The sequence below is a fragment of the Streptomyces sp. NPDC021562 genome (assembly GCF_040640875.1).
Taxonomy (GTDB): Bacteria; Actinomycetota; Actinomycetes; order Streptomycetales; family Streptomycetaceae; genus Streptomyces.
This window is the reverse complement of sequence record NZ_JBFACN010000001.1, coordinates 111658-132124: the sequence shown is the minus strand read 5'-3', so window position 1 is coordinate 132124 and position 20467 is coordinate 111658. Positions and strand designations below refer to the sequence as shown.

Annotated in this window: 20 protein-coding genes; 13 read left to right on the top strand and 7 right to left on the bottom strand. The window is 72.8% G+C overall.

The features are described 5' to 3' along the window. Positions 1–23: 23 nt before the first annotated feature. The 4 genes from AB0G52_RS00610 (at position 24) to AB0G52_RS00595 (ending at position 6564) form a co-directional block, all read left to right on the top strand. Positions 24–467, top strand: a complete 444-nt coding sequence (locus tag AB0G52_RS00610) for an ATP-binding protein (protein ID WP_132889101.1) — start codon at positions 24–26, stop codon at positions 465–467. A 336-nt stretch (positions 468–803) separates the two neighbouring features. Further along, on the top strand, positions 804–4670 hold the full coding sequence (locus AB0G52_RS00605) for a Pls/PosA family non-ribosomal peptide synthetase (protein WP_361332502.1): 3867 nt from the start codon (positions 804–806) through the stop codon (positions 4668–4670). Between the two features lie 80 nt (positions 4671–4750). Then, positions 4751–6124: a M1 family metallopeptidase gene (locus AB0G52_RS00600; protein WP_132889099.1), complete on the top strand. Its 1374-nt coding sequence runs from the start codon at positions 4751–4753 to the stop codon at positions 6122–6124. Positions 6125–6138: 14 nt separating this feature from the next. After that, the gene (locus tag AB0G52_RS00595) at positions 6139–6564 is read left to right on the top strand and encodes a YchJ family metal-binding protein (RefSeq protein WP_361332499.1); all 426 of its coding nucleotides are present in this window, start codon (positions 6139–6141) and stop codon (positions 6562–6564) included. Positions 6565–6570: 6 nt separating this feature from the next. On the opposite strand, the gene AB0G52_RS00590 is transcribed toward AB0G52_RS00595, so the two are convergent. Continuing rightward, positions 6571–7272 carry a FadR/GntR family transcriptional regulator gene (locus tag AB0G52_RS00590; protein ID WP_132889097.1) on the bottom strand — a complete coding sequence of 234 codons (702 nt, stop codon included), beginning with the start codon at positions 7270–7272 and terminating at the stop codon, positions 6571–6573. A 150-nt stretch (positions 7273–7422) separates the two neighbouring features. Between AB0G52_RS00590 and AB0G52_RS00585 the strand changes: the two genes are divergently transcribed. Continuing rightward, on the top strand, positions 7423–7944 hold the full coding sequence (locus AB0G52_RS00585) for a gluconokinase (protein ID WP_132889304.1): 522 nt from the start codon (positions 7423–7425) through the stop codon (positions 7942–7944). Between the two features lie 46 nt (positions 7945–7990). Then, on the top strand, positions 7991–9388 hold the full coding sequence (locus AB0G52_RS00580; RefSeq protein WP_132889096.1) for a gluconate:H+ symporter: 1398 nt from the start codon (positions 7991–7993) through the stop codon (positions 9386–9388). 18 nt (positions 9389–9406) lie between these two features. Here the strand turns inward: AB0G52_RS00580 and AB0G52_RS00575 are convergent, their stop codons facing one another. The 3 genes from AB0G52_RS00575 to AB0G52_RS00565 all read right to left on the bottom strand — a co-directional run bounded on the left by AB0G52_RS00575 (position 9407) and on the right by AB0G52_RS00565 (position 11799). Next, positions 9407–10030 carry a cytochrome b/b6 domain-containing protein gene (locus AB0G52_RS00575; RefSeq protein ID WP_132889095.1) on the bottom strand — a complete coding sequence of 208 codons (624 nt, stop codon included), beginning with the start codon at positions 10028–10030 and terminating at the stop codon, positions 9407–9409. Continuing rightward, on the bottom strand, positions 10014–10754 hold the full coding sequence (locus AB0G52_RS00570) for a molybdopterin-dependent oxidoreductase (RefSeq protein ID WP_132889094.1): 741 nt from the start codon (positions 10752–10754) through the stop codon (positions 10014–10016). The genes AB0G52_RS00575 and AB0G52_RS00570 overlap by 17 nt, the downstream gene beginning before the upstream one ends. Before the next feature lie 73 nt (positions 10755–10827). Further along, positions 10828–11799 (bottom strand): hypothetical protein, encoded by a 972-nt coding sequence (locus AB0G52_RS00565; protein ID WP_361332494.1) that lies wholly within the window; start codon positions 11797–11799, stop codon positions 10828–10830. Between the two features lie 400 nt (positions 11800–12199). On the opposite strand from AB0G52_RS00565, the gene AB0G52_RS00560 reads away from it, so the two are divergent. The 7 genes from AB0G52_RS00560 to AB0G52_RS00530 all read left to right on the top strand — a co-directional run bounded on the left by AB0G52_RS00560 (position 12200) and on the right by AB0G52_RS00530 (position 17268). Next, positions 12200–13093 (top strand): DMT family transporter, encoded by an 894-nt coding sequence (locus AB0G52_RS00560; RefSeq protein WP_361332935.1) that lies wholly within the window; start codon positions 12200–12202, stop codon positions 13091–13093. Positions 13094–13126: 33 nt separating this feature from the next. Beyond that, complete coding sequence (locus tag AB0G52_RS00555; protein WP_132889093.1) at positions 13127–13636, top strand: NUDIX domain-containing protein; 510 nt, start codon at positions 13127–13129, stop codon at positions 13634–13636. Between the two features lie 97 nt (positions 13637–13733). Continuing rightward, positions 13734–14126, top strand: coding sequence for a DUF202 domain-containing protein (locus tag AB0G52_RS00550; RefSeq protein ID WP_132889092.1), 393 nt, complete (start codon positions 13734–13736; stop codon positions 14124–14126). Beyond that, positions 14123–14437 carry a DUF202 domain-containing protein gene (locus AB0G52_RS00545; protein WP_132889091.1) on the top strand — a complete coding sequence of 105 codons (315 nt, stop codon included), beginning with the start codon at positions 14123–14125 and terminating at the stop codon, positions 14435–14437. The genes AB0G52_RS00550 and AB0G52_RS00545 overlap by 4 nt, the downstream gene beginning before the upstream one ends. 121 nt (positions 14438–14558) lie before the next feature. Then, on the top strand, positions 14559–14855 hold the full coding sequence (locus AB0G52_RS00540; RefSeq protein WP_132889090.1) for a hypothetical protein: 297 nt from the start codon (positions 14559–14561) through the stop codon (positions 14853–14855). Positions 14856–15024: 169 nt separating this feature from the next. Next, a complete protein-coding gene (locus tag AB0G52_RS00535) occupies positions 15025–16047 on the top strand; it encodes a phosphotransferase family protein (RefSeq protein ID WP_132889089.1) in 1023 nt (340 codons plus the stop codon). Positions 16048–16053: 6 nt separating this feature from the next. Continuing rightward, entirely contained in the window at positions 16054–17268 is a 1215-nt protein-coding gene (locus AB0G52_RS00530) for an acyl-CoA dehydrogenase family protein (RefSeq protein WP_358977497.1), read from the top strand. Between the two features lie 65 nt (positions 17269–17333). On the opposite strand, the gene AB0G52_RS00525 is transcribed toward AB0G52_RS00530, so the two are convergent. From AB0G52_RS00525 to AB0G52_RS00515, 3 genes are read right to left on the bottom strand one after another with little or no spacing between them, the layout of a single operon-like run. Next, on the bottom strand, positions 17334–17927 hold the full coding sequence (locus tag AB0G52_RS00525; RefSeq protein ID WP_132889087.1) for a TetR family transcriptional regulator: 594 nt from the start codon (positions 17925–17927) through the stop codon (positions 17334–17336). Between the two features lie 29 nt (positions 17928–17956). Then, a complete protein-coding gene (locus AB0G52_RS00520; RefSeq protein ID WP_361332486.1) occupies positions 17957–19633 on the bottom strand; it encodes an AMP-binding protein in 1677 nt (558 codons plus the stop codon). Then, positions 19630–20394, bottom strand: a complete 765-nt coding sequence (locus AB0G52_RS00515) for an SDR family oxidoreductase (protein WP_361332483.1) — start codon at positions 20392–20394, stop codon at positions 19630–19632. The genes AB0G52_RS00520 and AB0G52_RS00515 overlap by 4 nt, the downstream gene beginning before the upstream one ends. Positions 20395–20467: the final 73 nt, after the last annotated feature.

Here is a 20467-nt window from a genome sequence, read left to right as displayed (position 1 = left end):
GACATGCCCGTGAGGGGATCCACATGATCGAACGCCAGCGGAGCACCACGACCGAACCCCGTGCACTGCAAGTCGCCCCGCCGCCGGTCCTGTTACTGGCGAGCGAACCCCAGTCGGCCGGGGCGGCACGGCGGTACGTGAGTGACTTCATCACGCACCACCTACCGGACGCCTCCCGTGACCACATCGACGCCGTCGCGCTGGTCACCTGCGAGCTGGTCACCAACTCCTTGCGCTACGAGACCGACCCGGACGATCCGGTGCGGCTCGTCATCGACAGCGACGGCTCCCGGACCCGGGTGGAGGTGCACGACCCGCTGGGCCGCCACCCGCGGCTGCGGCCCATCTCCGTGGAGCGGGACCGCGGGCGCGGTCTGCTCATCCTGGACGCGCTGTGCTCGGGCCGCTGGGGCGTGGGCAACCTGCCCTGGGGCAAGTCCATCTGGGCCGAGGTCAGCGCCGTGTGACCACCCGCCCGCCCCACGACGACGGCCGGTTCCGCGGCGATCCCCTCCCCGCCACGGCACCGGCCGTCGCCGTACCCGCCGCCGGACACACGGAGTTGGCCTGCATCACGCTCTGTGGGCCATCTCTCGTCGTGGGCGAAGAACACCTGGTCAGAGGTCTTCCAAGATTCAAGCGAGTGCCACGAACGGCCGCTCTCCGGTGGCCGCGGCAGGACCGCGTGCCTAGCGTCGTACTAAAATTTCCGGCTTGTACCCAGCCGGAGCCGGACAACCCCAGGCAGACCTGAGGGCCCGCCGGCACCCCGGAGGGTTCCGGGAACGAGACGCGAGGACCGGATGGCAGCGATAGACGAGGGCAGTGCTCTCGGCCTGCTCGACGAAGAGATCCGCGAGGAGTTCGGGAACACGGCACGGTTCTCGGCCGGGGCGGCGGCGTCGCCGCGCACGCTCGTGGACGTGTTCGAGGCGAGTGTACGGGCCCATCCCGACGAGCCCGCGCTGGACGACGGCACCGCCCAGCTCTCCTACCGCGCGCTCGCGGTGGAGGTGGAGCGGCTGCGGCGACGGCTGGCCGGGGCCGGGATCGGACTCGGCGACCGGGTGGGCGTGCGGGTGCCGTCGGGCACCAACGACCTGTACGTCGCCGTCCTCGGGGTTCTCGCGGCCGGTGCCGCCTACGTCCCCGTGGACGCCGAGGACCCGGACGAGCGGGCCGCCCTGGTGTTCGGCGAGGCGGAGGTCGCCGCCGTGCTCGGCGCGGGTCTGGAGATCGAGGTGCGCCGCGCGGACGCGCGTGCCGCCGGCCGCCCCGGCACCGAGCACGACGCCTGGATCATCTTCACCTCCGGCTCCACCGGCAGGCCCAAGGGCGTCGCCGTCACCCACCGCAGTGCCGCCGCCTTCGTGGACGCCGAGGCCGCGCTGTTCCTCACCGAGGAGCCGATCGGCCCCGGCGACCGGGTCATGGCGGGACTGTCCGTGGCCTTCGACGCCTCCTGCGAGGAGATGTGGCTCGCCTGGCGCTACGGCGCCTGTCTGGTGCCCGTCCCGCGTTCCCAGGTCCGCAGCGGCGCCGACCTCGGGCCCTGGCTGGTCGAGCAGGAGATCACCGTCGTCTCGACCGTGCCGACGCTGGCCGCGCTCTGGGAGCCCGAGACGCTCAACGACGTCCGCCTGCTGATCTTCGGCGGCGAGGCCTGTCCGCCGGAGCTGGCGCAGCGGCTGGTCACCGAGGGCCGCGAGGTCTGGAACACCTACGGCCCCACCGAGGCCACCGTGGTCGCCTGTGCCGCCCTGATGACGGGTGCCGAGCCGATCCGCATCGGGCTGCCGCTCAACGGCTGGGAACTGGCCGTCGTGGACGACGCGGGCGAGCCGGTGGCGATGGGCGAGAGCGGCCAGCTGGTGATCGGCGGGGTCGGTCTGGCCCGGTACCTCGACGCCGAGAAGGACGCGGAGAAGTACGCGCCCCTGGAGTCGCTGGGCTGGCAGCGGGCGTACCGCAGCGGTGACCTGGTGCGGGCCGACCGCGAAGGGCTGGTGTTCCTCGGCCGGGCCGACGAGCAGATCAAGCTCGGCGGCCGCCGGATCGAGCTCGGCGAGGTCGACGCGGCCCTCCAGGCGCTGCCCGGCGTCGCGGGTGCCGCGGCGGCCGTGCGGACCGCGCGCGGCGGCAACCAGCTGCTGGTCGGCTATGTCGTCACCCAGGACGGCTGGGACCGGGCGGCGGCCGTGGAGAAGCTGCGCGCCGAGCTGCCCGCGGCCCTGGTGCCGCTGCTGGCGCCCGTGGCGGAGCTGCCCACCCGTATCTCGGGCAAGGTCGACCGCAACGCGCTGCCGTGGCCCCTGGAGGGCCTGGAGAGCGGCGGTCCGGCCGAGCAGCTGTACGGCACCGAGGCGTGGCTCGCCGAGCAGTGGGCCGAGGTCCTCGGCGCCCCGGTGAGCAGCGCCTCGGACGACTTCTTCGCGATCGGCGGCGGCAGCCTGTCCGCCGCCCAGCTCACCACGCGGCTGCGCACCCGCTACCCGAGCGCGGCCGTCCTCGACATCTACCAGCAGCCGGTGCTGCGCAAGCTGGCCCGCCGGCTGGAGGCGTCCGCGCAGGACGACGGCGCGCGGCGGACGATCGCGCCGGTGCCGCGCCGCGCCCAGTTCGTGCAGCTGATGGTGCTGCTGCCGCTGTTCACGCTGCTCGGGCTGCGCTGGACGCTGGTGCTGGCCGCGCTCGGCAACCTGCTGCCCGGCTACGGCTGGCTGCCCACCGCGCCCTGGTGGCTGGTCGGTGCCGGGGCCGTGGCCCTGTTCACGCCGCCCGGCCGGATCGCGATCGCGGCCGGTGGCGCGCGGCTGCTGCTGCGGGGCGTGCAGCCCGGCCGGTACCCGCGCGGCGGCTCGGTGCACCTGCGGTTGTGGACGGCCGAACGGCTCGCGGAGTGCGCCGGAGCGACCGCGCTGACCGGGTCCTGGCTGGAGCGGTACGCGCGGGCGCTGGGCGCCAGGATCGGTCCCGAGGTGGACCTGCACTCGCTGCCGCCGGTCACCGGGCTGCTCAGGGTGGGCCGCGGCGCGGCCGTGGAGTCCGAGGTGGACCTGTCCGGCTCCTGGCTGGACGGCGACCGGCTGGTGATCGGCGCGGTCCGGATCGGCGCCCACGCGGTCGTCGGGACGCGCAGCATGCTCTTCCCCGGCGCCCGGGTCGGCAAGCGCGCCGAGGTGGCCCCGGGTTCGGCGGTCACCGGGCAGGTCCCGACGGGCCAGCGCTGGGCCGGCGCCCCGGCGGTCAAGCTGGGCAAGGCCAAGCGGAACTGGCCGAAGCAGCGGCCGCGGCGCGGTACCCACTGGCGGGTGATGTACGGCCTGACCGGTCTCGGTCTGAGCGCGCTTCCGGTGCTGTCCGGCGCCGCCGCGCTGCTGGTCGCCGGGCGTTTCGTGGCTCCCGGGGACGGTCTGGGCGAGGCCCTGCGGGGCGCGGCGGCCGCCCTGGTCCCGGCCACCCTCGCGTTCGGGCTGGCGTACGCGCTGCTGATCCTGGTCGCCGTCCGGCTGCTCAGTCTGGGGCTGCGCGTCGGTACGCACGCCACGCACAGCCGGGTCGGCTGGCAGGCGTGGACGGTGTCCCAGCTGATGGACCGCTCCCGCGAGACGCTGTTCCCGCTGTACGCCGGTCTGGTCACCCCGGTGTGGCTGCGGCTGCTCGGGATGCGGATCGGCCGGGGTGCCGAGGTGTCGACCGTGCTCGCGCTGCCGAGCCTGACGACGGTCGGCGAGGGCGCGTTCCTGGCCGACGACACGCTGACCGCGCCGTACGAGCTCGGCGGCGGCTATGTGCGGATCGGCCGTGCGGAGATCGGCCGGCGGGCGTTCCTCGGGAACTCCGGGATGACCGCGCCGGGGCGCAGTGTGCCGGACGGCGGTCTGGTGGGCGTGCTGTCGGCGACGCCGAAGAAGGCCAAGAAGGGCACGTCGTACCTCGGGCTGCCGCCGGTGAAGCTGCCGCGCAGCGCGGCCGACGGCGACCAGAGCCGTACCTACGAGCCGCCGGCGCGGCTGCTGTGGGCGCGGGCGCTGGTGGAGGCGTGCCGGATCGTGCCGGTGCTGTGCTCGGTGGCGCTGGCGGGCCTGACGGTGGCCGCGCTGTGCGCGCTGGGCGGGTGGGCGCCGCTGCTGTCGGGGCTGGTGCTCCTGGGTGCCGGTGCGGTGGCGGGCCTGGTCTCCGTGGTGGCCAAGTGGGCGCTGGTGGGGCGGCACCGCAGCGGGGAGCACCCGCTGTGGAGTGCGTTCGTGTGGCGCAACGAGCTGGCGGACACCTTCGTGGAGGTGCTGGCGGTGCCGTGGCTGGCGGGCTCGGTTCCGGGTACTCCGGTGATGACGGCCTGGCTGCGCGGGCTCGGTGCGCGCATCGGCGAGGGTGTCTGGGTGGAGAGTTACTGGCTGCCGGAGACCGATCTGGTGACCCTGGAGGACGCGGCCACCGTGAACCGCGGTTGTGTCCTGCAGACTCACCTCTTCCACGACCGGATCTTGCGGACGGATACTGTGGTTCTCCGTGAGGGCGCCACGCTGGGCCCTGGCGGGATCGTGCTGCCCGGCAGCACGATCGGGGCCCGCACCACCCTGGGTCCCGCGTCGCTCGTCATGGCGGCGGAGTCGGTCCCCGACGACACCCGCTGGCTCGGCAACCCGATCGAGGCATGGCGTCCCTGAGCGCGGGCCGTCCGACGGTGGCCGCGGGCGTCGGCGCACCGAGAGACGGTTCGAGCACAGCGCAGGGAGCGAACGCGGAAGTGGCAGTGCAGCAGTCGGCGGGTCCGGACCCGTACTTCCCGGACAACGGCGATCCCCGCTACCGGGTGCATCGCTATGAGCTCACGCTGGACTACCGGCCCGGACCCAACCGCCTGTCCGGCATGGCCCGGATCAACGCGATCGCGGGCCGCGCCGCGCTGCCCGAGTTCCAGCTGAACCTGGCCGACTTCAAGATCGGCCGGATCCGGGTGGACGGCCGCCAGCCGCACTGGACGCACCGGGGCGGCAAGCTGCGGATCAAGCCCGCGAAGCCGCTGCGCGCCGGTGCCGCGTTCACCGTGGAGATCCACTGGTCGGGCAATCCGCGGCCGGTGAACAGCCCCTGGGGCGGGATCGGCTGGGAGGAGCTGACGGACGGCGCGCTGGTGGCGAGCCAGCCGGTCGGCGCGCCCTCCTGGTTCCCGTGCAACGACCGGCCGGCCGACAAGGCGTCCTACCTGATCTCGGTCACCTGCCCGTCGGCGTACTCGGTGGTGGCCGGCGGCCGGCTGCTCACCCGGACCACCAAGGCGTCCACGACGACCTGGGTGTACGAGCAGGCCGCGCCGACGTCGAGCTACCTGGTGAGCCTCGCGATCGGCAAGTTCCAGACCGTGCTGCTCGGGGACCCGGGGCTCGGCGGGGTGCCGATGCACGGGCACATACCGGCCCAGCTGCTGCCCCAGTTCTCCCGGGACTTCGCCCGCCAGCCCGCCATGATGGACCTGTTCCAGCGGCTGTTCGGGCCGTACCCCTTCGACGAGTACGCGGTCCTCGTCGCCGACGAGGAGTTCGACGTGCCCGTCGAGGCGCAGGGGTTGTCGCTGTTCGGCGCCAACCACGTGGACGGGGCGCGGGGTTCGGAGCGGCTGGTGGCGCACGAGCTGGCGCACCAGTGGTTCGGGAACAGCGTGTCCATCGCGGACTGGCGGCACATCTGGCTGAACGAGGGGCTCGCGAAGTACGCGGAGTGGCTGTGGTCGGAGCGGTCCGGCGGCCGTAGCGCCCAGCAACTGGCGTCCGTCGCCCACCGGTTGCTGTCCGGGCTGCCCCAGGACATCCGGATCGCCGCCCCCGGCAAGAAGGCCATGTTCGACGACCGGCTCTACGAGCGCGGCGGGGTCACCGTCCACGCGATCCGCTGCGCGCTCGGCGACGACCGGTTCTTCCACATGCTGCGGGCCTGGACGGGGCTGCACCGGGGCGGGGCGGTGACGACGGCGACGTTCACGGCGCACGTGAACCGTTTCGCGGACGAGCCGCTCGACGGGCTGTTCGACGCCTGGGTGCACCGCACGGCGCTGCCCGCGCTGCCGACCCAGCCGGTCCCGGCACGTCCCGCGCAGCCGCCCACCAGTGCCGAGTCGGCGTAGGCGACCATAGGTCCATGGCCCGACGCACCCCGCAGCCCCGGCGGCAGCCCGCCCCCGCACCGGCTCACGGCACCCCCTGTCCCTGCGGCCTCCCGGAGCCGTACGAGCGCTGCTGCGGCCGCTTCCACCGGGGCGAGGCGGCGGCGCCCACGGCGGAGCGGCTGATGCGCTCGCGGTACAGCGCCTTCGTCGAGCGGGACGCGGGTTACCTGCTGCGGACCTGGCATCCGCGGACGCGTCCGCCGGGGCTGGAGCTCGACCCGGCGATGCGCTGGACGGGTCTCGAGATCCTCGGGACGACCGACGGCTCGGCCTTCCACACCACCGGCACGGTGACCTTCCGCGCGTCCTACCGGGGCGGTTCGCTGCTGGAGCGCAGCCGGTTCGAGCGGGTGGACGGGGCGTGGGTGTACGTGGACGGCGACTTCCCGGACGAGTAGTCCCGGTCAGGGCGCGAGGATGTCCAGTTCCTCCAGGGCGCCCACGGTGATCTCACGGGTCAGCCGTTCCGCGCGGTCCGCGTCGCCCTCCCGTACCGCTTCCGCGAGCTGCACGTGGAGGGTGACGGCGCCCGGGGCCGGGTCCTCGAACATCACCTCGTGGTGGGTGCGGCCCGCGAGGACCTCGGCCACGACGTCGCCGAGCCGGGCGAACATCTCGTTGCCGGACGCGGTGAGGATCACCCGGTGGAACGCCATGTCGTGGACGAGGTACTGCTCCAGTCGGTGGCCGCGGGAGTTGGCCACCATGCCGAGGGCGCACTCGGTGAGTGCGGCGCACTGCTCGGCCGTGGCGTGCCGCGCGGCCAGGCGGGCGGCCACCGGCTCGATCGCGGAGCGCAGCACGGTGAGCGAGCGCAGTTGGTGCGGGCGGTCGGCGCCGGCCAGCCGCCAGCGGATCACCTGCGGGTCGTAGACGTTCCACTCGGCCTTGGGCCGGACGGTGACGCCCACCCGGCGGCGGGACTCGACCAGGTGCATGGACTCCAGGACCCGGACCGCCTCGCGCATCACCGACCGCGACACCTCGAAGTGCTGGGCCAGTTCGTCCGTGCGCAGGACGCTGCCCGGCGGGTACTCGCCCGCGGTGATCTCGGGGCCGAGGGTGTCCAGTACGCGACCGTGCAGCCCCCTGCCCGGTGTGCTCATGCACTCAGCGTACAGAGTGGATCACAGAGCCAAAAAGTCAGACTTATATGTCACACACTCTTGAATTCGTCGTACCTAATGGGTTTCAGTGAGGCCGACACCGGATGTCGTCTGCCGGTGTCCCATGTCGAGGAAGACAGCGAGGCAGTGATGCGGACCCCCCACGTCGTCGTGGTGATGGGCGTCGCCGGCACGGGCAAGACCACGATCGGTCCTCTGCTCGCCGCCCGGCTCGGCGTCCCGTACGCCGAGGGCGACGACTTCCACCCGCCGGCCAACATCGCCAAGATGTCGGCCGGACACCCGCTGGAGGACGCCGACCGGTGGCCGTGGCTGGACGCCATCGGCGCCTGGGCGCACGGGCGGGAAGGGCTCGGCGGGGTCGTCAGCAGCTCCGCGCTGAAGCGGTCGTACCGCGACCGGCTGCGCGCCGCCGCCCCCGGGGTGGTGTTCGTGCACCTCACCGGGGACCGGGAGCTCATCGCGGACCGGATGTCGCACCGGCAGGGTCACTTCATGCCGACCGCGCTGCTGGACTCCCAGTTCGCCACGCTCGAACCGCTGGCGGCGGACGAGCGCGGTGTCGCGGTGGACGTCTCGGGCACCCCCGAGGAGATCACCGACCGCGCCGTGCGCGCGCTGGACACGCTTCCCGACCTTTCCGCGCGGTAACCCGCGTCACCACCCCAAGTCGGCCACACAACCCCAAGGAACCCCCGTGACCAGACTCAGCGTCGAGATGCTGGCAGCGGACACCGTCGCGCCCATCACCTCGGCCGGACACGCCCGCCTGGGCATCGCGGTGCTCGCGGGCATCGCCGTCATCGTCCTGCTCATCACCAAGTTCAAGCTCCACGCCTTCCTGGCGCTGACCATCGGCTCGCTCGCGCTGGGCGCGTTCGCCGGGGCACCGCTGGACAAGGTGATCACCAGTTTCACCACCGGGCTCGGTACCACCGTCGCCGGAGTGGGTGTCCTGATCGCGCTCGGGGCGATCCTGGGCAAGCTGCTCGCCGACTCCGGCGGCGCGGACCAGATCGTCGACACGATCCTCGCGAAGGCGTCCGGCCGGGCGATGCCCTGGGCGATGGTGCTGATCGCCTCCGTGATCGGGCTGCCGCTGTTCTTCGAGGTCGGCATCGTGCTGCTGATCCCGGTGGTGCTGATGGTGGCCAAGCGCGGCAACTACTCCCTGATGCGCATCGGCATCCCGGCCCTCGCGGGTCTGTCCGTGATGCACGGCCTGGTGCCGCCGCACCCCGGCCCGCTGGTCGCGATCGACGCGGTGCACGCGAACCTGGGCGTGACCCTGGCCCTCGGCGTCCTGGTCGCCGTCCCGACCGTGATCGTCGCCGGTCCGCTCTTCTCGAAGGTCGCCGCCCGCTGGGTGGACGTGCCGGTGCCCGACCGCATGATCGCCGCCCGTCCCTCGGAGGAGCTGGAGCGGCGCCCCGGCTTCGGCGCCACGCTCGCCACGATCCTGCTCCCGGTCGTGCTGATGCTGTCCAAGGCCCTGGTCGACGTCGTCGTCGACGACCCGTCGCACACCGTCCAGCGCGTCTTCGACGTCGTCGGCTCCCCGCTGATCGCCCTGCTCGCGGCGGTGATCGTGGGCATCTTCACGCTGGGCCGCGCCGCCGGGTTCTCCAGGGAACGGGTCTCGGCGACCGTCGAGAAGGGCCTGATGCCCATCGCGGGCATCCTCCTCATCGTCGGCGCGGGCGGCGGTTTCAAGCAGACGCTGATCGACTGCGGTGTGGGCCAGATGGTCCTGGAGATATCCAAGGACTGGTCGATCCCGGCGCTGCTGCTGGCCTGGCTGATCGCGGTGGCGATCCGGCTCGCGACGGGCTCGGCGACGGTGGCCACGGTCTCGGCGGCCGGTCTGGTGGCCCCGCTGGCGGCCGACATGTCGACCGCCCACACGGCGCTCCTGGTGCTGGCCATCGGCGCGGGCTCGCTGTTCTTCAGCCATGTCAACGACGCCGGGTTCTGGCTGGTGAAGGAGTACTTCGGCCTGAGCGTCGGCCAGACGATCAAGACCTGGTCGGTGATGGAGACGATCATCTCCGTGGTGGCGGGCGCCCTGGTCCTGCTGCTGTCCCTGGTGATCTAGCGGGCGGCGGGGCCTCCGCTACGGGCGCCACAGCGGATGCTCGCGTGCGGCCCAGTCGCGGCTCACCGACCCGGTGCGCAGACCCCGTCTCGCCTCCGGGTCGGCGAGGGCCATCCCGATGTGGCCGCCCAGGACGACGCCGATCGTCAGGGCCAGCCAGTCGTGGACGAAGGTGGCCGAGGTGCGCCACATCAGCGGGGTGAGATGGGTGAACCACATCATCAGGCCGGTGACGAGCATGACCAGGCTCGCGCCGGCGATCCAGTTCGCGTAGATCTTCTGCCCGGCGTTGAACTTGCCCGCCGGGCGGGAGGACGGCCGGCGGTCGCGGGCCAGGGCGGCGTGCAGCCAGAGCCGGTCGTGGGGGCCGAAGCGGTTCAGGAAGCCGAGGTCCCTGCGGAAGGCGCGGGAGGCCAGGCCGAGGAGGACCGGGACCGGGAGCGCGAGGCCCGCGCACTCGTGGATCCTGACCACCAGTTCGCGGCGGCCGACGAGGACCGCGAGCTGCGGGATGTAGAGGCAGGCGGCCGTCACCACGCAGACGCCCATCAGGGCGGCCGTCGTGCGGTGCACCCAGCGCTCGGCGGCGGTGAAGCGGTGCAGCCGGTCCGCGACCGGCGGCGCCTCAGCTCGTAGGCTCATCGTCGCGTCCGTTCGACTTGCCGACCCAGGCGTCCACGTCGTAGCCCAGCTTCTCCCAGTAGCCCGGTTCCACCGTGTCGGTGACGGTGATGCCGGAGAGCCACTTGGCGGACTTGTAGAAGTACATCGGGGCGACGTAGAGGCGGACCGGACCGCCGTGGTCGTGGCCGATGGGTTTGTCCTGCATCCGCAGCGCGACCAGGACGTCCGCCCGGCGCGCCTGGTCGAGGGTGAGGCTCTCGGTGTACGCGCCGTCGAAGCAGGTGAAGCGGACCGCCCTGGCGGTGTCCTTGACGCCGGCCAGGTCGAGGAGGTGCGAGAGGCGCACGCCCTCGAAGGGCGTGTCGGGCACCCGCCAGCCGGTCACGCACTGCACGTCCTTGACCAGCCGGGTCTGCGGCAGCGCCCGCAGGTCGGCGAGGCTGTAGGTGCGCGGCTCGTCGACCAGCCCGCCGATCCGCAACCGGTAGTTCGCGGCGTTCTTGTCCGGTACCGAGCCGGTCACCGAGTAGTAGCGGAACCCGCCGCCGTTCGGGAGCAGCCCGGTCAGGCCGGTGGGGTCCTTGCCGGAGAAGGTGCCGAGTACCGACTCGGTGATCCGTTGCAGCACGGGCGCGGTCACCACGCCGAGCGCGCCGAGACCGAGGGTGCCGAGGAAGACCCGGCGGCCGACCGGGCTGCCCTCCTCGGTGTGGCGCGGCTCCCCGGACAGTTCAGAGTTCACGTACCCATTCGAACACCGCCGGGGCGGCCATGGTCCCGGAAACCGGCGGCCGTAAGAAATCCACAACCTCTTCTCATGAAGCTCCGAGCGCGCGGGCCCGGGCCGCCCGGAACGCCGCGCAGGGGTCGCGGTCCGGGTACGACCAGGGCACTTCGGTGTGGTGCCGGCCGATGCGCTGGAAGAGGGCGGCGGCCTCGGCGTACCGGCCGGCGCCGGAGGTGGCGTGGGCGAGGTGGTTGAGGTCGATGTGGCGGCGGGGGTGCTCCTCGATGCCCCACTCCAGCCACCAGTCGAAGGCCGCGTTCAGGGCGCGCCGGGCGGACGGCTCGGCCCAGTGCCCGGCGGCGGCCGGATCGGCGGGCGCCCTGCCGGCGGCGGCCAGCACCCGGTGCCGTTCGTTGTACGCGACGACCGGGAGGACGGCGAGCGGGGAGTCCGCCGGGGCCTCGGCGGCCGAGCGCTCCGCGAAGGCGCACAGCTCGTACGACCCCTGCGACTCGGTCTCCGCGATCCGGGCGGCCATCAGGTGGTGGGCGTGATGGTGCTCGGGGTGGCGGCGGCGCACCTCGGCGAAGGCACGCCGGACCTCCTCGTCGGTGCCGAGGTGCCGGGCCAGCAGGAGCAGGCCGAGCCACGGGGTGGGGTCGGCGGGGGCGAGCGCGGCGGCGCCGCCGCAGGCCTCGCGGGCCCGCTCGGGCGGCTCCTTGCCGCGCAGCGCCCGCCGGACCAGGGTCAGCGCGTACAGGGTGGCGGCGCCGGCCGTGCCGGGCTCGGCCAGCAGCCACTCGCGGGCCCAGGCGACGGCGTAGGGCTCGCCGGCGAGGACGGCGACCCGATGGCCCCGGCGGTCCCAGTCCTCACCCGTGTGGAGCAACAGGGAGCGGGCGGACTGCCAGCGGCCCTGGGCCAACGCGGCCCGCGCGGAGATGAGTTCGGCGTCGTCGAGGGCTTCGTCCGGACAGTGGGCGCACCCGGGGCGCGCGCTCGCGCGGGGACCTTCGGCGACGGCCCGGCCTGGGCCTGCGAGGGGCGGGGTTGAGGGCACCGCGGAACTTCCTGGTTGTCGGGCTGCCATCGGCCGATCACGCACAGCAAACCCTCCGCCAAGACTTTGCGTCAAGCCGAGCGTTACTGGTCCTCTGTTCAACTACCCTGGAACGGCCGGAACTTGACGCGAACGGCTCCCCGGTTGGCGTACCGTGACCGCAGGGCTTCGGGTGCCGGCTGTGGCGTACGCCATGGCGCGGGCCGCCCGGGCGTCGGACCATGGCAGTACGGTCCGAAGCCCAGCGCCACCCTCCGCGATCGGCCCGGGCACCGTGACCGAGTCCGTCGCCCGAGTCCGTCGCCCGGTTCCGGGTACTCCCGGAGCACCACCCATCCGGCAGCGCTACAGTCGGCCACTACGCACCCCGTAGCCCGGCCGCATGATCGAGGTACGCAGCGTGTCCGTACTGGTTCTGGTTCTCGCCGTGAGCGCGGCCTGTTGCCTGGGCTTCGGGTTCGTGCTCCAGCAGAACGTCGCGCAGCAGGCTCCGCTCAGCGACTTCCTCTCGCCCCGGCTGCTGCTGGACCTGATGAAGGTGCCGCGCTGGCTGGGCGGGATCGGCCTGATGGTGGCCGGGATGGTCCTCGGGGCGGTCGCCCTCGGCAAGGGCGAGATCTCCCTCGTCGAGCCGCTGCTCGCCACGAACCTGCTGTTCGCCCTCGCGCTGTCCAGACACCAGACCAAGCACCCCCTCAGCCACCAGGGCTGGGCGGGTCTGCTGCTGCTCGCCGGCGGTGTCACCGCGTTCATCCTGGCGGGCGAGCCGCGCGGCGGTCACGCGATCGCCGACCCGCTGCGCCACTGGCTGATCATCGGCGTGGTCGTGGGCATCGCCCTGGCGCTCACCACCTGCGCCAAGCGGTCCAGGCTCAGCGCCGGACCCACCCTGCTCGCCCTCGCCGCCGGTCTGCTCTACGGCGTCCAGGACGCGCTGACCCGGGTCACCAGCACCCGCTTCTCCGAGGGCGGCATCACGGAGGTGCTGACCGGCTGGCAGCCGTACGGCGTCCTGGTGCTCGGGGTGACCGGGCTGATCCTCGTACAGAGCGCGTTCGAGACGGCGGAGCTGCGCATGTCGCTGCCTGCGCTCACCGCGGCCCAGCCGCTCACCGGGATCCTGTGCGGGGTGGGCTTCCTCGGGGACCGGCTGCGTACCGACACCGGGGCGCTGGCCTGGGAGGCGGCGGGGCTTGCGGCGGTCGTGGCGGGCATCGTGCTGCTCGGGCTGCATCCGGCCATGCCGCGGGGTGCGGCGCCGCGGGAGCCGTCCCTCGACCTCCAGCCGCGCTGACGCCCTCCGCCGCGGTCCTGCTTGGATGGCGGCATGAACGCTGCTGACGAAATCCTCGACATCGTCGACGAGAACGACCGGGTGACCGGGCAGGCCCCGCGCGGCGAGGCGTACGCCCGGGGCCTGCGGCACCGCTGCGTCTTCATCCAGGCCAGGGACGCGTCCGGCCGGATCTTCGTCCACCGCCGCACCGCCACCAAGCTGGTCTTCCCGTCCCTGTACGACATGTTCGTCGGGGGTGTGGTGGGCGCGGGCGAGTCCTACGACGACGCGGCGCTGCGGGAGGCGGAGGAGGAACTGGGCGTGACCGGTCTGCCCCGGCCGGCGTTCCTGTTCAAGTTCCTGTACGAAAACGGGGCCGGGCAGAGCTGGTGGTCGGCGGTGTACGAGGTCCGCTGCGAGCTGCCGGTACGGCCGCAGGTGGAGGAGGTCGCCTGGCACGACTTCCTCAGCGAGGAGGAACTGGTGCCCCGGCTCGGCGAGTGGGAGTGGGTGCCGGACGGAATGGCGGCGTGGGACCGGTTGCGGGCACATCGGGGCTGAGGCGCCCCGTAAGGGGCGCGGGGAACTGCGCGAGCAGTCCCCACGGAGCCGCGGGCGAACGACCACGGCTCCGCGCCCCCGGGTAGTCTTGCTACACGTGATCGAATTCGCGCGGAACGTCCGTTTGTGGTTCGCCCCCGAGGTGGTACGGCAGGAGGGCACGACCCCGGACTACCGCTTCTCCCTCGCCAACGAGCGGACGTTCCTGGCCTGGCTGCGCACCGCCCTCGCGCTCATCGGCGGCGGCTTCGCCGTGGACCAGTTCCTGCCGGATCTCCGCTGGGGCTGGCGCGTCGGCCTCGCGCTCGCCCTGCTCGCCTCGGGCGTGCTGTGCTCCCTGCGCGCCGTGAACCACTGGATGCGCTGCGAGCGGGCGATGCGGCGCGGCGAGGACCTGCCGGTGTCCCGGTTCCCGGCCCTGCTCAGCGTGGTCGTCGCCGTGGTCGCCGTGGCGATGGTGCTCGTCGTGCTCGTGGGGTGGGAGGGGTGACCGGGCCGGCCCGGGACCCCGGACTCCAGCCGGAGCGGACCCGGCTGGCCTGGCGCCGCACGACGCTCTCCGCGACCGTGGCCGCGACACTCGCCGCGAAGGCGGCGCTGCACGACAGCGCCTCGGCCGTCGGGGTCGTGGCCTGCGCGGCGGTCTGCCTGCTGTGGCTGGGGTTCCTGCTCGTCGCCAACCGCCGCATCCGCGCCCTCGCGGCGGGCGATCGCCCTTCTGCGCTGGCCCCGCGACAGGCGACCGCCGCTGTGCTGTGCACGGTCGCCGTCGCGGTCTGCGCCACGGCACTGGTCGTATAGGACGCCCGGGGGTACTCGGACGCCACGCAACCGGAATGACCGGATATGCGTCCGGCGCGTGACAGCCTGTCCGTCGGCGTCCCGCCGTATCCCGACTTCCGGACCCCTGAAGGTGAGCACCATGACCACCCTTCACCAGGAACACACCGCGCACGGTCACAGCCACGGACCGGACTGCGGGCACGACCAGGTGCCGCACGGCGACCACGTCGACTACGCGCACAACGGGCACCTGCACCGCGAGCACGGCGGCCACTGGGACGAGTGCGAGCCCGAGGCGCACGTCACCCACGACGGCCACGAGCACCGGCACGGCGACGGCTGCGGGCACACCGGGGTCCTGCACGGCGACCATGTCGACTATCTTCACGACGGCCACCGGCACGCCGAGCACGAAGGTCACTGGGACGACCACTGATCCGGCCCGGCCCCGATCGGCGACTCCCCGTCCTGCGCGCACGGGGAGCCGCCTCGCCCCGCCCGGGCCACAGGGTGGTCCCGGTCACGTTTGGCTCACGCACTGGACGGCATACCGACCGGTCGGCATCATGAGTCGGGTCCTGTTCGTTCGTTCGTAGGAGCGATGCATGAGCCCCGACCACCCGCCCGGACTGGATCTCGACCGGCTGCGCGGCCTGCTCGAACGCGAGCGGCCCGGCCTGGTCGCCGGGCCCCTGACCGGAAGGCTGATCGAGGGCGGACGGTCGAACCTCACCTACGCGGTCTCCGACGGCGCCGCCACGTGGGTGGTGCGGCGGCCGCCGCTCGGTCACGTCCTGGCCACCGCGCACGACATGAGGCGCGAGCACCGGGTGATCAGCGCGCTGCACCCGACCGAGGTGCCGGTGCCGCGGCCGGTGCTGCTGTGCGAGGACGAGGAGGTCCTCGGCGCGCCGTTCTACGTGATGGAGTTCGTCGAGGGCACCCCGTACCGCACCGCCGGTCAGCTCGCCCCGCTCGGCGCGGAGCGCACCCGCAACGCGGTGCTCTCCCTCGTCGACACCCTGGTGGAACTGCACGCCGTCGACCCCGCGGAGGTCGGGCTCGCCGACTTCGGCCGGCCCGAGGGCTTCCTCGACCGGCAGCTGCGGCGCTGGGGCAAGCAGCTGGACGCCTCCCGCAACCGGGACCTGGCCGGCATCGACGAGTTGCACGCCACCCTCGGCCGCCGGCTGCCCGACTCCCCCGCGCCCGCCGTCATCCACGGCGACTACCGCCTGGACAACGTGCTGATCGGCGACGACGACACGATCAAGGCCATCCTCGACTGGGAGATGTCCACGCTCGGCGACCCGCTGACCGACCTGGGCCTGCTGGTGATGTACAGCCGGCCGCTGGGCGCGCCGGACTCGCCGGTGTCGACGACCGCCGAGGCGCCGGGCCACCCGGAGCCGCGGGAACTGGTCGAGCGGTACGCCGCCCGCTCGGGGCGGGACGTCTCGAACATCTCCTGGTACACGGCGTTCGCCTGGTTCAAGCTGGCCGTGATCCTGGAGGGCATCCACTACCGGTACACGCAGGGCCAGACGCTCGGGCGGGGCTTCGACCGGATCGGCGACCTCGTGCCCGTCTTCATCGACCACGGACTGACCACTCTTCAGGAAGGCTGACCGGCCATGGACTTCGCGTTCGACGCGCGCACCGAGGAACTGCGCGCCAAGCTGCTCGCCTTCATGGACGAGTACGTCTACCCGGCGGAGGCGGTGGCCGAGGAGCAGCGGGCCGCGCTCGCCTCGCCGTGGGACACCCCGGCCGTGGTCGAGGAGCTGAAGGCCGAGGCCCGCAGGCAGGGCCTGTGGAACCTGTTCCTGCCCGACGCCGAGTACGGCGCGGGTCTCACCAACCTCCAGTACGCGCCGCTCGCCGAGATCACCGGCCGCTCCCCGCACCTGGCGCCCACCGCGCTGAACTGCGCGGCCCCGGACACCGGCAACATGGAGGTGCTGGCCCAGTTCGCCGACGAGGCGCAGCGCAAGCAGTGGCTGGAGCCGCTGCTCGCCGGCGAGATCCGCTCGGCGTTCGCCATGACCGAGCCGGAGGTGGCCTCCTCCGACGCCACCAACATCACCACCCACATCGAACGGGACGGCGACGACTACGTCATCACCGGCCGCAAGTGGTACATCTCCGGGGCGATGAACCCGGACTGCAAGATCTTCATCGTGATGGGCAAGACCGACCCGGACGGCCCGGACATCCGGCGCCAGCAGTCCATGGTGCTGGTCCCGCGGGACACCCCGGGTGTCACCGTCAAGCGGGCGATGCAGGTCTTCGGGTACGAGGACCACTCGCACGGCGGCCACGCCGAGGTCGTCTTCGACCACGCGCGCGTGCCGGTGTCGAACCTGGTGGGCGAGGAGGGCGGCGGCTTCGCCATCGCCCAGGCGCGGCTCGGTCCGGGCCGGATCCACCACTGCATGCGGCTGATCGGCATGGCCGAGCGGGCCATCGAGCTGATGTGCCGGCGGGCCGTGTCCCGGACCGCCTTCGGCAAGGCGCTGGCGCAGCAGGGCGTGGTGCACAACTGGATCGCGGACGCCCGGGTGACGGTCGAGCAGCTGCGGCTGCTGGTCCTGAAGACCGCCTGGCTGATGGACACCGTCGGCAACCGAGGCGCCCACAGCGAGATCCAGGCCATCAAGATCGCCACGCCGCGCGCGGTCGTGGACATCATCGACCGCGCGATCCAGCTGCACGGGGCGGGCGGGGTCAGCCAGGACTTCCCGCTGGCCGAGCTGTACGCGAGCGCCCGGACGCTGATGATCGCCGACGGTCCCGACGAGGTGCACCAGCGGTCGCTGGCCCGCCGGGAGCTGAAGAAGTACCTGTAGGCAGCGCCTGCGGGGAGGGACAAGGACCGGCGGCCCCGGGGGCGGGGCCGCCGGTCCTGTGCGGTTCAGGGGCGCAGTGCGCGCAGCAGCAGGTCGGCGAGGTGGTCGGCGACCTCCTGGGGGGTCATGGGTCCATCCGGGCGGTACCAGGTCGACAGGTGGTGGACCGAACCGAAGTGGTAGTCCACGACCAGGTCGGCCGGGGTCGCGGTGGAGAAGACGCCTGCGCGCTGGCCCTCCTCGACCAGCGCGCGGAAGCGTTCGTGGTAGCGCCGGCGTTCCGCGCGCACCTGCTTGTTCTTCTCCGGGCTCAGATGGTGCATGGACCGGAAGAAGATCATCGCGTCGTCGAGGTTCTCGATGGTCGTGACGACCACGTCCGCGGCCGCGCCCCGCAGCCGCTTCTCGATCGGCTCGTCCGCGTTCGCGAAGGCGTCGAGCCGCTCCTGCTGGACGCGCAGCACGCGCGCGTACACCTCGTGGAGCAGGTCGTCCTTGGAGCCGAAGTAGTGGTAGAGCGCCCCCTTGGTGACGCCGGCCGCCTCCACGATCTCCTGCACGGAGGTGCGGTCGTAGCCCTGCTCCGCGAAGAGCCGGGTGGCGGCGGCGAGAAGCCGCTGCGGAACGGGAGTCCCGTCCCCGTCCGTCGTCCTGGGCACTGCCGCCACCTGCCTTTCTCGTGGGTCCACTAACCCTGTTGCGGTCGGGAACGCAGTTCCCGTCGGAGGATCTTCCCACTTGCCGTCTTCGGCAGGTCGGGCAGGATCTCCACCTGGCGCGGATATTTGTAGGCCGCCAGTCTCTCCTTGCAATAGAGGGCGAGATCGTCCGGTTCGGTTGCGGCACCCGGGCGCAGACTGATGTAGGCCTTGACGGTCTCCCCCCGGTACCCGTCCGGGACCCCGACGACGGCGGCCTCGCGTACCGCCGGATGGGTGTACAGCACGTCCTCGACCTCGCGCGGCCAGACCTTGAAGCCGGACGCGTTGATCATGTCCTTCTTGCGGTCGACGACGTACAGCCACCCCTGTGGGTCCATGAAGCCGATGTCACCGGTGCGCAGTTCGCCGTCCGGGAAGGTGTCGGCGGTGGCCTCGGGCCGCCGCCAGTACCCGGGCACCACCTGCGGCCCGCGGACGGCGATCTCGCCCTGCTCGCCGAAGGGCACCTCCGCGCCCTGGTCGTCGAGGATGCGTACGACGGTGTCGGGTCCCGGCAGCCCGACGGCGAGGGTCCCGGAGACCGGGTCGACGGGCGCCTCCAGGCCCGGCGGCACGGAGGCGCAGGGCGCGGTGCACTCGGTCAGCCCGTAGCCGTTCCTGATGTACGGCCCGAACCCGGCGCGGAACTTCTCCACCAGGGCCGGCGGCAGCGGCGCGCCGCCGGAGGAGATGTTGACGAAGGAGGCGAAGTGCTCCGGGGTGACGTCGGGGTGGGCGGCCAGGGCCATGAAGGCGGTGGAGGGGCCCACCGTGTACTGCGGGCGGTGCTCGGCGAACGCCTCCAGGACCACGCCCGGCTCGAAGCGGTAGGTCAGCACGAGCGTGCCGGCGCTGGTGACGCAGGCGGCGAGCTGGCAGACCATGCCGGTGATGTGGAAGAGGGGCGCGAGGGCGTAGTAGACCGGCGCGTCGGGCAGCGCGAGTCCGGTGCGCTGCCGCTCCGCGTTGTACATGATGTTGCCGTGCAGGTTGGTGGCGCCCTTGGGGGCACCGCTCGTCCCCGAGGTGTAGCTGATCAGGGCGATGTCGGCGGACGCCGGGTCCCGCCCTTCCGGGGCCTCGCCGCCCTTGCGGGCGACCTCCACCAGGTCCTCGGCGTCGGCGGCCTGCGGCAGCCGTGCGAAGGGCAGCACGCGGGCGTCGTCGCGGGTCTGGAAGTCCAGCTCGCTGGTGGTGAGCACGATCCGCACCGGTGAGCCGGCTGCCGTCTCGCGCAGGTACGACTCCCAGGCCCGCTGCGAGCAGACCAGCGCGGCCACCTCGGCGTCCCGCAGGACGTGGGAGACCTCCCCCGACTTGTACATGGGGTTGACCGGCACCACGGTCGCACCCGCCTTCCAGGCGCCGAGCAGCGCGAGCACGAAGTGCGGGGAGTTCTGCAGGATCACGGCGACCCGGTCGCCGCGGGCCACGCCGCGCTCGGCGAGGTGGGCGGCGACGGAGTCGCTCAGCTCGTCGACCTCGCGGAAGCTGAGGCGGGCGTCGAAGTAGGCGAGGCAGGTGCGGTCCGGTGCCTCGGCGACGGCGGCCCGCAGGGCGTGCACCAGCGAGGCCGGCGGGTCGACCGGGCCCCGCTGGGCCTCGTCGAGCAGGGCCACCCAGGGACGGGCGGAGTAGCGGGACTCTGCGTGCGGCCGGGTCACCGGGTGGCCTCCCACTTCTGCTGGATGTGGTTCATGCTGGTCAGCCAGCGGTCCGGGTCGGCGGCCCGGGCCTGGTAGTACCCGGCGACCTCGGGGTGCGGCAGGATCAGGAAGCGGTCCTCCGCCATCCCCTTGAACAGCGCGTCCGCGACGGCCTCCGGCTCGATGGCGGTCGGCTGGAGCACGATGTCGCCCGCGCTGCCGGTGGCGGCGAGCATGTCGGTACGGACGCCCTGCGGGCAGATGGCGTGCACCTTCAGGCCGCGGTGCCGGTACGTCAGCGACAGCCACTCGGCGAAGGCGTACGCGCCGTGCTTGGTCACGCTGTAGGGAGCCGCACCGATCATGGTGAGCAGTCCGGCGGCCGACACGGTGGACACGAACCGCCCTGCGCCCAGCTCCAGCCAGTGCGGCACCAGCTCCTGGGCGGCCCGCACATGCGCCATGACGTTGACGTCCCAGGCCGCGGCCCACACCGCCGGGTCGGCCGCCTCGGACCCGCCGGACGCGAGCCCGGCGTTGGCGCAGTAGACGTCCACGGTCCCGCCGAGCGCGTCCCGGGCCGGGCCGACGATGCCGGACGCGTCCCCCGGAAGAGCGATCCCGCCGATCTCCTCGGCGACCGCGGCCGCCTTGTCCCCGTCCAGGTCGTTCACGACGACCCGGGCGCCCTCGGCGGCGAACCGCCGGGCGAGGGCGGCCCCGATGCCACCTCCCGCCCCGGTGACGACGACTCGGGCATCTTGCACGGCTCCCACCATCGGTCTCCTTCGACACGACGCGACACGACACGGCTCAGCATCGGCCAGACTAACCAGTCGGTATGTGTAAAGG